This is a genomic window from Desulfurispirillum indicum S5, assembly GCF_000177635.2.
Lineage (GTDB): Bacteria > Chrysiogenota > Chrysiogenetes > Chrysiogenales > Chrysiogenaceae > Desulfurispirillum > Desulfurispirillum indicum.
Window position 1 is genome coordinate 227,755 of record NC_014836.1, and the last position, 12,219, is coordinate 239,973.

Here is a 12,219-nt window from a genome sequence, read left to right on the forward strand (position 1 = left end):
CCCCAGCCTGAAGGGAAATATCCTGTTGTGGTCGGATCAGATTTTTTCTTTATACAACTTATAGCGGATGGAGTCCACCAGTGCCAGGTAGGATGCACGAATGATGTCGCAGTGGACGCCCACCGTTGACCAAGTGCTTTTGCCATCGGTGGATTCAATCAGGACACGGGTCTTGGCCTTGGTGCCCACGGTAGTGTTCAGGATGCGCACCTTGTAATCCACCAGGGTGACCTCGTCCAGGATGGGGTAGAATTGAATCAGCGCCTTGCGCAGGGCGCTGTTGAGGGCGTCTACCGGACCATCGCCCATGGCAGCCGTGTGATAGACCTCATTGTTGGGAGCTTCCAGGCGCACTGTGGCCTCGCTGATGGGCTCGGCGTCCTGCTCGCGCCGCTCGTCCACCACACGGTAGCCGCGCAGCTTGAAGTACTCGGGCAGGTTGCCACGGGACTTCTGCAGCAGCAGTTCCATACTGGCTTCGGCTCCTTCGTAGGCGTAACCCTGATTCTCCAGATCCTTGATCTTCTGCACCACTTCCTGGACGCTGGGGTCGTTCATATCGATATCCAGCCCCATCTCCTCGATCTTGTACTGGATATTGGAGCGGCCACTGAGGTCGCTGACCAGCACGCGGCGCTTGTTGCCCACCACCTCGGGGGCAATATGCTCGTAGGTTTCGGGGTTCTTGAGAATGGCGGAAACGTGGATACCGCCCTTGTGGGCAAAGGCGCTCTTGCCCGTGTAGGGCTGGTTCTTCCACTCACCCAGGTTGGCCAGCTCCCGCACCGAATGGCTCAGGTGGTTGAGCTTGCGCAGACCCTGATCGCTGACACAGTCAAGGCCCATCTTCAGCTTCAGGTTCGGGATGATGCTGATGAGATTGGCATTGCCGCAGCGCTCGCCAAACCCGTTGATAGTGCCCTGCACCTGGGTGATACCGTGCTTCACCGCCGTGATGGAGTTGGCCACCGCCAGCTCGCTGTCGTTGTGGCAGTGGATGCCCAGGGGCACGCTGATGTGCTTCTTTACTTCCTCGATGATCGCCCCCAGCTCAAAGGGCAGCGTGCCGCCGTTGGTATCGCACAGCACGATGGTCTCGGCCCCACCGCGCTGGGCCGCCAGCAGAGTCTTGATGGCGTATTCCGGATTGGCCTTGTAGCCGTCAAAGAAGTGCTCGGCGTCGTAGAAGACCTCCTCCACATTCTTCTTCAGGTAGGCCAGGGAGTCCTCGATGATCTCCAGATTCTGCTCCAGGCTGATCTGCAGTGCCGTGGTCACATGGAAATCCCATGTTTTGCCAAAAATGCAGGCCACCGGAGCCTGACTCTCCAGCAGCGCCTGGATGTTGGGATCTTCCTCGCACGTCAGTTTGGCACGACGGGTGGAACCGAAAGCGCTGATGCGGGCATTCTTCAGGTTAAGCTTCTTTACCGCGTGGAAGAACTCAATATCCTTGGGGTTGGAGCCGGGCCAGCCGCCTTCAATATAGTGAATACCGAAGTCGTCAAGCAGCTGAGCCACATGCAATTTATCTTCAACCGTGAAAGAGATATCCTCCGACTGGGTGCCATCACGCAGGGTTGTGTCGTAAAGTTTTACGTCCATGGTGTTCCCTCTTTGAAAAGTTATGATTTCTGTAGTTCAGGAGAGTTACCACAGGCAGGAGTGAATATCAATGACTAAGGCAAACGCCGTTACAATTTACCAGAAATATTGCTGACCATGGTGAGGGACGCAGTTTGTGCAAAGTTTCAAAAGGGCGAAGCGAGGGGAGTTCTGGGGGTTATGAACGCCTGGTGTACAGGAAGTTCGGATCTCACTCCTCCTGAATTCCTTGTGGCTCAAGGGCTTACTATTCGCAGTGCAGACCGCAATTTCAGGAGGCCTTCGCCATGGGGTGTTGCGAAGCGTTTCCAGCAGGAGTTCAGGAAAGCAAAACAGAGTCTATACCCTTTGCGAGCAATGCTAGGCATAGTGCAAGTGGAGCAGCTTTGCGGAGCCGCGCTATCTTTGGTGGGAAAGGGGATGCGCTGCGCACACGCCTGGCTTATTTAATTTGTGCCAGATTTAGGCGCTCTGCCAAAATCATCTTCAAGCCGAACGATATCGTCTTCGCCTAAATACGAACCTGTCTGTATTTCGATAAAGATAAGATGAGAGGCTCCGGTGTTAGCAACGCGATGCACGGCTCCTTGGCGAATGAAAATGTGGCTATCTTCACCGTATATTTGATTGCGGTCATCTATAGTAACTTCACCGGTTCCACTGATTATGATCCAATGTTCAGATCGATATTGATGTTTTTGTAGTGAAAGACGCTTTCCAGGCTTGACAGTAATTCGCTTAACCTTGCATGTCGAAAACTCTGCTATTACAAAATATTCACCCCATGGACGTTTGACTGTGGTGTGGTACTCAAGTAGCTCCAGGTGCCGTGGATCTGCTTGACTGCTGATCAGATCAACGAGATCACGAACTTTCTGGGTGCTCTGCTTTTTTGTAACCAAAAGCGCGTCTGGAGTATCGACAATAACAAGATCCTGGATGTCAACACCGGCAATCAGCCTTTGACTGGAGAGCACCAGATTGTTCTTGCTGTTAATGTGGACAAACTTGCTGGAAATAGTGTTTCCGTAGTCGTCCTTTGGTTGAGTGGTGTCAAGGGCATCAAAGCTTCCCATATCGCTCCATTTAAACGAGCATGGGACAAGGCGAACATGAGTGCTTTTTTCCATAACCGCATAGTCAATGCTGTTGGAGGGTATATCCAGCATAAACTCTTTCTGAATACGCAGGCAGTGCTCGGTATCTTTTCGAATGTTGTGGTGGGCTCTCAGCGCGGCATCATATATGTCAGGTGAGTGCTGCTTCAGTTCTTGGAGGTAGGATTGAGCGGTAAAGCAAAACATTCCACTATTCCAGTAGCTTGCTCCTGACTGGATATACTGCTGGGCAGTCGCTCTATCCGGTTTTTCTTTAAAACCATCTACGTTTTCTCCGTCAGCAATGATGTAACCATACCCTGTTTCAGGGTATGTGGGACTTATGCCAAAGGTAACTAAATGTCCCTGGCTCGCAAGCTCTTTTGCTCGATTGACTGCTTGAATGTATTGCTCTGTATTCTCAATTTCATGATCTGAGGGGGTGGTGAAGACGATTGCTTCACCTGGAAGGTTGAAACATGCTAGCGCAATGGCAGGCGCGGTGTTGCGTCCAATAGGTTCAAGTAAGAAAGTAGTGCGCGATTGGTCAGTTGAGAGTTCATGCAGCTGATCTTTGGCTATGAAATACTGTTCTTGACTCGTGACAATAAAAAGTTCGCTTGACAGGGGTAAGTTGCGTTGTACTGTCTTCTGGAATAGGGATTTTCCGGAGAGTATCTTTGTGAACTGCTTGGGGAAGTGCCGGCGTGAAAGGGGCCAAAGACGTGTGCCCCCTCCTCCGCATAAAATGAGATTTATCATTATAACTCCGGTTGATATGATACAGATAATTGGGGCATTTTTTTACAAAAAGTGGCTGGGAAGCGACCCCCAATACTTTCGCTTACCTGGGAGTGGCTCTCCTTGGCTCTTGGGTTGCGGCGCCTCCATAGTGGTAGCAGCCCTTCAGGTCTATAGCGTTCCAGTGGGCGCGTCCTGTACGGGGCAGCACACGAGGGGAGATGCAGAAGAAAACAGTGCGCCTCAGGCATGCGCCAAGGCGTTTCCCGTGCGGTAACCAACATCATGACGGTATGCTAGGCCTATCCTTCAGGGTGTGATGTGTCTATGCTACGCAATCCTACTAGAATGATGGAGTGCATGTCAATTGGTCGCTTTGGTTCAGCTTGGGCTTCATTTACGGGCAAGTCTTGTTAATGTGGCCTTGTTGCGCTAAGATGAAGGATTATGTTTGCCAGAGGGAGTCTGGGTTGAGCAATCTATGCACTGGTATTCTGACATGCTTTTCTTTACGCCTAGTCGGGGCAGGCTCTTGATATGAGAGTTCTGCAACTAGGTAAATTTTATCCCCCCCACGTTGGTGGAATCGAAAGCCTGATGTTCCACTTGACAGAGGAGCTTAATCGCCGCGAGGTACACTCGGATGTACTGTGTGCCCATAAAAAATTTTGGGGCACTAAGGAACAGGTTCATGGTTACACTGTCTGGCGTGCAGGGTCGCTGGGGGTTCTTTTTTCCACCGCCATCTCGCCGGCAATGATTTACAGGCTTAAGAGAATTATTGATAATTATGACATTATTCACGTGCATCATCCTGACCCAATGGCAAATTTGGCCTTGTTTCTGGCGAAGCCAAAGGGACGCCTGATAGTGCACTGGCATAGCGATATTGTCCGGCAGAAGCGTTCATTAAAGCTCTATGAGCCTCTGCTTCGCTGGATGTTGCGGCGAGCTGATGTGATTATTGCATCCTCAGAAGCCTATAAAAAAGGTTCTTTGTATCTGCGATTTTTCCACTCTAAATTAAAAATAATTCCATATGGCATTAGTGCGGATGGTGCTGATCTTGTTTGTGGAGACCATGTGCAGGAACTTCAAAGCACATTCGGTAATCGAAAAGTTGTATTGAGTCTTGGAAGACTTGTTTACTATAAGGGCTTGAATTTTCTTGTACATGCGGCGGTATTTTTACCAAAAGAGTACGTCATTGTCATTGCAGGTGATGGCCCATTGCGAAATAAACTTGAAAAGTTGTCGCGCAGGCTTGGGGTTGCAGATCGTGTGCATTTTCTTGGAGAAATTTCGGATGAGCAGCGGTGGTTGTTTCTGCGAACTTGTGATGTTTTTGTGCTCCCTTCCCTGGAGCGATCCGAGTCCTTTGGCATAGTGCAGGTTGAGGCTATGGCTTGTGGCAAACCTGTAATATCCACTGGAATACGGCATAGTGGTGTAGGATGGGTTAACCGTGATGGGGTCACTGGGCGCGTGGTTCCCCCTGGTGACCCTAAGGCTTTGGCCCAGGCAGTTATTGAAATTGTAGAGAACAAAAATAACTATGCGCTCTTTTGTCAAAATAGTCTGTTGAGATTTCAGGATATTTTTCATATACATCCTTTTGCTTGTGAAATCATAAAGACGTATGAAAATGTTCTTGGTTTTCCTGGTAATATGCAAACCTGTTGCTCGAGAGCCTCCGAGTCTGTGTCTCAGCGAGTTGCATCTCAGCAGGCAAATACTGTTTCAAGAACTGCCAATGGAGATACATTATGAAAAAAGCTTTTGTTACCGGCATCACGGGGCAAGATGGAGCCTATCTAGCGCAAATCCTGCTGGAGAAAGGATACAGGGTTTATGGCGCCTATCGTCGGGTAAGTTCTGTGAACTTTTGGCGCATGAAAGATTTGGGTGTTCTTGGAGATCCAAACCTGGAGCTTGTTGAATATGATTTAATTGATCAGGCTAATGCAATACAGCTTATTGGACGCTTACGGCCAGACGAGGTGTACAATTTGGGAGCTCAGAGTTTTGTGGGGGTCTCTTTCGATCAACCTATTGCAACCGCAAGCATTACCGGGATTGGGGCTGTGCATTTACTTGAGGCTATTCGGATTATTGATCCAGGCATTCGCTATTATCAGGCGTCCACCTCTGAAATGTTCGGTAAAGTCCAGGCTGTTCCCCAGGATGAGTTAACTCCGTTTTACCCACGAAGCCCTTATGGTGCCGCCAAGCTTTATGCGCACTGGATGACAGTGAATTATCGCGAATCTTATGGTATCTTTGGGGCCAGTGGCATTCTTTTTAACCATGAGTCGCCTCTGCGCGGAAAAGAGTTTGTAACACGCAAAATCACCGATGGTGTGGCCAGCATTGCTTGTGGTCAGCTTGATTGCCTTGAGCTTGGAAATCTTGATGCGAAACGTGACTGGGGTTATGCACAGGAATATGCCGAAGGCATGTGGCGTATGCTGCAGGCAAAGGAGCCTGACACCTTTGTCTTGGCTACTGGCAGGACGGAAACGGTTAGAGATTTTGTAACCATGGCTTTTCGCGCTGTAGATATTGATATTGCCTGGGAGGGGCGAGAAGCAGAAGAGAGGGGATATGACAAACGCTCTGGTAAGACTCTTGTCAAGGTAAACCCCGAGTTTTTTCGGCCTGCTGAGGTTGATTTGCTTGTGGGGAACCCAGCCAAAGCAAAGCAAGTCCTGGGTTGGGAGGCGACGACAACATTGGAAGCCCTTTGCCAAATGATGGTTCAGGCAGACTTGCAAAGGCGTGACCATGGGTACAGTTTCTAGAGTTCTTATATTTGGGATTGACAGCTTCACCGGGAAGTACGTGAAGGATGAGCTGCAAAAGCGAGGCTACATGGTTTACGGCACAGCCTACCCGGGAGGCAGCCCTGTGGGAGACTTCATCCCTTGCGATATAACTAATTCCCTGCAAACGGAAGAGATCATCGCTAATGTCGAGCCAGATTATGTAATTATCCTGGCCGCTATTACCTTTGTGCCCCACGGTCAGGATCGCTCAATATACGACATAAATCTATTTGCGCCATTGAGCATTCTTCGTCAGCTCAGTAAGCTTTCACGAAAACCTCGCCGTATAATTATCCCCAGCACAGGTCACATTTATGGTAACGCCACAGGGGGGGCTTTAAGTGAGACGTGCTGTGCCAACCCAGTGAGCCACTATGCTTTGAGTAAATACGCACTTGAGCAAATGTGCAATGCATACCAGGAAAACTTGGATATTGTTATCCTCAGGCCTTTTAACTATACGGGAATTGGTCAGGCTGGACACTTTCTTATTCCTAAGCTTGTTGAGAGCTTCCGCAATCGGTTACCTTGTTTGGAGCTTGGAAATCTTGATGTTTATCGGGATTTTTCAGACGTGCGGGACGTGGCAAGAGCTTACTCAGTATTGCTTGAAACGGATGATCTTCAGCACAGGGTCTACAATGTGTGCTCTGGCGAGGCAGTTTGCCTGCGTCAAATCCTGGACTGGCTGCGGCAAATGGCGGATTTTTCTCCACAGGTACGCATAAATCCAGACTTTGTGCGCAAGAACGAGATGCGTCAACTTTATGGCAACAATGAGCGCCTGCTATCATTAGGGTGGCAGCGGCAATTTTGCCTGAAAGATACCCTGCGGTGGATGTTAACAACTTGCTGAAATGCGTCGAATATAGTTGGCACGCAATTAAAATGTTTAGCCGCAAGGCGTTCGCTGGGCAATGACGAGCGAATACGGGCAGCGCCGCACTTTAAATTTATTTTTCTGTGTGCGTCCAGACCCCATCCCAGTGGGGGCCAGGAGGCTCTGCGAGGTAGTGATCAATCCGCTCCAGGTAGAGCCGGGCAACATTGTCTGTGGGATAGTCGTGGCTTATATGTGAGAAGTCATCGTATGCCTGACGGAATTGCTGTTGAGCGTAAGCATTCATGGCTTTTTCGTGCCGTTTGATCCATTCCTTGGTTTCTGAGCTCAGCTCAATGTGAATCCCTATAGGTTCATATATGCTGATGGGGGTAGTGCGGCCTTTAACGCGCACTCGGTCTATGCAGCGGCAGGCCCAGTCTGGTGCAGCAGTAGCTGTAGCCTCGCTGATAATGATATTGACGCCATAGGCCTTGGTGAGACCCTCCAGACGAGAGCCAAGGTTTACGTTATCCCCCATGACCGTGTATGCCATGCGGAACTCTGAACCCATGTTGCCGACATTCATAGGTCCGCTGTTGATTCCTATCCCCATGGCAAGGGCTTTCATTCCCTCTGCCGTGAATTCCCTGTTGATCTCTTCCAGTGCCTGCAGCATGGCGAAGGCCCCTTCAAGGGAGTGCCGCGCATGTTCCGCATCTGCCAGTGGCGCTCCCCAGAAAGCCATGACGGCGTCGCCCATGTACTTGTCTATGGTTCCGCGATGTTGATGGATTGCTTTGGTAATTGGTGTTAAGAGGCGATTCATTACATTGGTGAGTTCGGTGGGGGCAATGCCTTCTGAAAACGAAGTGAAGCCCCGCACATCGGAAAACAACACACTGAGATCGCGTTGCTCACCTTCGAGGCCAAATGACTCTGGAGTATGTACCATTTCATCAACCAGTTCTGGAGGTACGTATTGTCCAAAACGGTCAGTAACCCAGCTTTTTTGTTGGCTTTCTCTCCAGAAGTTCATAGTAAGATGCCAAAGGCTGAGTAGCAGTAACAGCACTAGACCTGATGCAAAGGGAAGCACCCAGTTCTGTTGCCAGGCCCACAAATTCAGACCGGTGTGGATTGCTGCCAGCAGGGCGCTGCTGGCGACAATGGACACTGCTTGCAGGCGTGGAAAAAGAAGAGTTGACAGGCCGCCGACTATTCCAAGAACTAACAGTGCGGCTGCCAATGTATAAGGGGGTTCTGCTTTGTAGCTCTGGTGAAGTATGCCCGCCAGCATACTGGCATTGATTTCAGGCCCAGGGTAGACGCTGGCAACCGGTGTGGAGCGTAAGTCCATCAGTCCAGGAGCAGAGGCTCCAAAGATAGCCAGAGCCCCTTCAAGGGCACGGGGGTCAGTCCTGCGAAATAAAATATCTGCTGCTGAAATGTAGGTAAAGTGCCCGCGGGGGCCATACCAGGGAACCAAAGCGCCGCCCCGCGCATCAACAGGGATTTCAAAACCACCGAGCTCGATAGTTTCAAGCTGGATAATTCCAGCCCCTTCACTGACCTTCAGTGTAACCGGAGGCTGCCCAAACAGAGTATATATCATGGCAGTCGGAAGGTTTGGATAGAGTGCCCCCTCCCAGTACTGAACTACAGGTACACGCCGGAAGACGCCATCGGCATCCACAAAGGGGTTGTCAAAAAAGCCTCCCCCGAGTGCTGCATGTTGAAGGTCTGCCAGGTTGCCAGTAAATCGTTCAGGTCGAGGCCACGGAACAGCCTCTATAATTTCAGGCTCAGCATCAACGAGCAACGGAATGGGCAATGCTCCGCTTGAAGGCGGGTCACTATCCCCCGCTTGTGACTGGAAGTAGTAGCCCATCACCACAGGATAAGTTGCGAGTGCGCTTGCCAGAATAGCATCTCCACTCTCTACATCAGGTGCAGGCGGCAGATCGGGATAGCGCTCACGCAGTTGCCCCCACTGCTGGGCCAGGAGGTTGCCCTCGGGCTCTGCAAAGACGATGTCAAATCCTAAAATGCTGATGCCATATTCTTCAAAGAGGATCGTGGTTAGCTCGGCTATTTGGTGACGTGTCCAAGGCCACTGGCCAATTTCGCTCAAGCTGCGTTCGTCCAGGTCAATGAGAACGATGGAAGGATCTTTGTCGCCGATCAGTGTGGCTTGTACGCGCAGGTCATAACTTAGCCATTCAAGCCTCTCCATGAGTCGCAATGTCCAGAAGCCAGCCATCTCCCCAAGTAAGGCCAATACTATGCACAAGCTGCCAACATATTGCCAGGGCAGTAATTTGCGATTGTATACTTTTGCCAACTTGCCCTCCGGCATCACGTGAATATAATGCGCACTTAGATAAAACAGCATTTGACATTATGTGACAAGAGTAATAGATTGCTTTAGAGATGAAAAGGTATTTTTCTCTTTATGCTTGACATGTGGCCTATGGGCAGCTTTTACAGGTGATGCAATGAATCAGCCCCCTTGGCAAGGCAGAACGAGTTTCGTCTTCCGTCTTGCAATGTTTGCTGTCGTATATTACATGTGCATTGTTTCTGTGGCCAGTCAACCTCTTTCCCTGCCTCCTCTTGCCGAACTCCAACAGCAAATGCAGCAGCGTGACTATGCTGGCGTTTATCAAAAACTTGAGTTGCTTGAATACGAGTTTGCTGGCAATCCTGCCTATGACGCTCTTTTCGGTCTTGCCGCTTTGCGATCAGGTGATCCCGCACGCGCATCATGGGCGCTGGAAAGACTGGTTCTTGTTGAGCCAGACAATCTGAATGCAAAACTTGCTCTGGCCAGAGCCTATATGGAGCTTAATCGGTTTAATCGTGCCCAGGGCTTACTTGATGAGGTCAGGCAAATGCAGCCTGCAGCACGGATACTGCAGGCTGCAGAACAACTTCAGGCGGAACTGGAAGAGAAGCGTGCCCCAAAGCATTGGCAGCTCACTGGGCATATAGTGGCGGGAACAGGGTATGATACGAATGTAGGCAGTGCGCCTGGAACCTTTATTCACGAAATCGCTGGGCCAGTGCGTATAGATGAAGAAGCGAGCGCTTTTTCTGAAATAGTGTTGCGCCACCGCCTTCAGTATAGCTCCGACGAAGATTGGCGTTTTTTTGGAGGATACAGGCTCAGGGAATACCGACCATACTCTGCTACGGATTACCTGCGTCACCATTTCACCACCGAGACGGGAGCCATTCGAAACGCTGGAAATTGGCGCTTATCGCTGGAACCGTCTCTGACCAAGGTATGGCGGGACAGTGATGAAGAGAGCCGGGAAGGCCGTATCACCGCAAACACCCGTTATCAGATTAATCAGCGAACATACGCTCTCGGATTTATAACATACAGTCGTCTTTCCTATGACCAGAATACGGAAGATAACGGTGATTTTCTAGTGCTTGGTGGCGGACTGGCGCAAATGCTCAGCGTATCGGGAAAGCCACTGACTCTTTCCACAACGGCGTACTACCTGAGCAGCGATCAGCCTGACAGTGCCAGCGGTGATATGCGAAGCTTGGGAGCTGATATTAATGCTACATGGCGATTGACACAGAAAATGGATGCCAATGGCCGCCTCGGCTGGATTCAAAGGGATTATGCCTGCAGCCTGCACCCGGCTGTGTGCAACAGTGACCGAGATGACACTCAGTGGCGCATCTCTATTGGGGGAAGCTATCGACTCAGCGAGCGCTTGCGCATCGAATCACAAGTTAGCCATGCCAGGCAGGAAAGCAATGTGGATCAGTATGAATACAAGCGAACAGTTGCCAAAGTGAGTGTGCGTTATGAATTTAAGCCTTGGCGGAAATAGTACAGTGCACCGCAGAGGTGCTTGCCTTGTGAGCTGTACTGCTTATGCAGCAGCGTATCGGATGAGTGTTGTTGTGGTGACAATTCTGTTTGTTTTCAGTTACACAGGCGTAGCGTCGACCGTAGCCGGAAGGTTTCAATTCGTGCACGGTACCGTGGAAGTCACCCGTGAGGAACGCACCTATCGTGCGCATCGTGGTGATGATATTCATGAAGGTGACATTATTACCACCGCTCCAGCCAGCAGTGCTCAGGTCCGTATGAGTGACGGTGCCCTTATTGCCGTTCGTCCGCGCAGTGAATTGACTATAGAAACTTACAACTATACCGGTGAAGATGATGGCGAAAACAGCAGCGTCCTGAATCTCGCTCGTGGTGGATTGCGTTCTGTTACTGGTGCTATTGGGAGAGCCCAGCCTGATAATGTCAAAATAGATACCCCCGTGGCGACTATGGGTATCCGTGGTACCGACATGGACGTGTTCCTCGTGCCTCCGCAATCCCCTGCTGGCCCGGCTGCAGCCCTTCCGGACAGTGTTCTGCGCGTCAACACGGGAGTCGGTGTTATTATTGCTGCCGGATTAATGCTTGATGTACCTGCTGGGTTTATTGCCCAGGCCAGCTTCGGTCAGCCGCCGCAGTTTATCCCAGCTCTACCACCTGCAGCAGAAGCCATGGAAGAGGAAAGCCTATTGCAGCCAGAGGAAGAGGGTGATGAAGGTGAATCTGAGACCAGCGCTGACGGAGCAGCAGATGATGCTCCCCTAACTTCAGAAGATGAGAGTGGAGCAGTTGAAGGAGACGCTGATGAAGCAGAAGGCACTAATCAGCCGCAGACAGGCGAGAGCGCAGATGGAAGTGGAACAACTGAGGTGCCAGGTGCAGCGATACTCCTCGGTGAATCTGATAGTGACGTTTTCACAGACATGAGCGATGATTTTAATGAAACACTCATCTTTATCGTCGAGCAGACACTGGAAGAGAAACTTGATGAACAAGCCAACACTCCACCAGTAACCGAGCCCGATCCCCAACCCGATCCCCAACCCGATCCCCAACCCGATCCCCAACCCGATCCCCAACCCGATCCCCAACCCGAGCCCCAACCCGAGCCCCAACCCGAGCCCGAGCCAGAACCGGAGCCCGAGCCCGAGCCAGAACCGGAGCCCGAGCCCGAGCCAGAACCGGAGCCCGAGCCGGACTGGCCTGATCCTATTGATGACAATGTACCTGAAGTCCATAAAGCCACAATAAACATTCAGATTCAGTAAAAGGGGT

Annotated in this window: 8 protein-coding genes; 5 read left to right on the plus strand and 3 right to left on the minus strand. The window is 50.8% G+C overall.

The window, feature by feature from the left end; translation table 11 throughout:
• Positions 1-36: 36 nt before the first annotated feature.
• Positions 37-1,605 (minus strand): citramalate synthase, encoded by a 1,569-nt coding sequence (gene cimA / locus SELIN_RS01065; RefSeq protein ID WP_013504853.1) that lies wholly within the window; start codon positions 1,603-1,605, stop codon positions 37-39.
• Between the two features lie 446 nt (positions 1,606-2,051).
• Positions 2,052-3,464, minus strand: coding sequence for a mannose-1-phosphate guanylyltransferase/mannose-6-phosphate isomerase (locus SELIN_RS01075; RefSeq protein ID WP_013504854.1), 1,413 nt, complete (start codon positions 3,462-3,464; stop codon positions 2,052-2,054).
• 516 nt (positions 3,465-3,980) lie between these two features.
• Between SELIN_RS01075 and SELIN_RS01080 the strand changes: the two genes are divergently transcribed.
• Genes SELIN_RS01080 through SELIN_RS01090 form a run of 3 tightly spaced genes read left to right on the plus strand, consistent with a single transcriptional unit; the run spans position 3,981 to position 7,124 of the window.
• Complete coding sequence (locus tag SELIN_RS01080) at positions 3,981-5,213, plus strand: glycosyltransferase (protein ID WP_013504855.1); 1,233 nt, start codon at positions 3,981-3,983, stop codon at positions 5,211-5,213.
• Positions 5,210-6,244, plus strand: coding sequence for a GDP-mannose 4,6-dehydratase (gene gmd / locus SELIN_RS01085; RefSeq protein WP_013504856.1), 1,035 nt, complete (start codon positions 5,210-5,212; stop codon positions 6,242-6,244). Before SELIN_RS01080 ends, gmd begins: the two co-directional genes overlap by 4 nt.
• Positions 6,228-7,124, plus strand: a complete 897-nt coding sequence (locus SELIN_RS01090) for an NAD-dependent epimerase/dehydratase family protein (protein WP_013504857.1) — start codon at positions 6,228-6,230, stop codon at positions 7,122-7,124. Before gmd ends, SELIN_RS01090 begins: the two co-directional genes overlap by 17 nt.
• Before the next feature lie 97 nt (positions 7,125-7,221).
• On the opposite strand, the gene SELIN_RS01095 is transcribed toward SELIN_RS01090, so the two are convergent.
• Positions 7,222-9,432, minus strand: a complete 2,211-nt coding sequence (locus tag SELIN_RS01095; protein WP_041725860.1) for a CHASE2 domain-containing protein — start codon at positions 9,430-9,432, stop codon at positions 7,222-7,224.
• Positions 9,433-9,586: 154 nt separating this feature from the next.
• Between SELIN_RS01095 and SELIN_RS01100 the strand changes: the two genes are divergently transcribed.
• Together SELIN_RS01100 and SELIN_RS01105 are read left to right on the plus strand one after the other, a co-directional pair.
• The gene (locus SELIN_RS01100; RefSeq protein ID WP_013504859.1) at positions 9,587-10,942 is read left to right on the plus strand and encodes a tetratricopeptide repeat protein; all 1,356 of its coding nucleotides are present in this window, start codon (positions 9,587-9,589) and stop codon (positions 10,940-10,942) included.
• A 61-nt stretch (positions 10,943-11,003) separates the two neighbouring features.
• A complete protein-coding gene (locus tag SELIN_RS01105) occupies positions 11,004-12,212 on the plus strand; it encodes a FecR family protein (protein WP_041725861.1) in 1,209 nt (402 codons plus the stop codon).
• Positions 12,213-12,219 lie beyond the last annotated feature (7 nt).

Coding starts and splice junctions, on each gene's coding strand:
- cimA (WP_013504853.1), bottom strand. CDS start 1,605: ATGGACGTAAAACTTTACGACACAACCCTGCGTGATGGCACCCAGTCG.
- SELIN_RS01075 (WP_013504854.1), bottom strand. CDS start 3,464: ATGATAAATCTCATTTTATGCGGAGGAGGGGGCACACGTCTTTGGCCC.
- SELIN_RS01090 (WP_013504857.1), top strand. CDS start 6,228: ATGGGTACAGTTTCTAGAGTTCTTATATTTGGGATTGACAGCTTCACC.
- SELIN_RS01100 (WP_013504859.1), top strand. CDS start 9,587: ATGAATCAGCCCCCTTGGCAAGGCAGAACGAGTTTCGTCTTCCGTCTT.
- gmd (WP_013504856.1), top strand. CDS start 5,210: ATGAAAAAAGCTTTTGTTACCGGCATCACGGGGCAAGATGGAGCCTAT.
- SELIN_RS01105 (WP_041725861.1), top strand. CDS start 11,004: ATGAGTGTTGTTGTGGTGACAATTCTGTTTGTTTTCAGTTACACAGGC.
- SELIN_RS01080 (WP_013504855.1), top strand. CDS start 3,981: ATGAGAGTTCTGCAACTAGGTAAATTTTATCCCCCCCACGTTGGTGGA.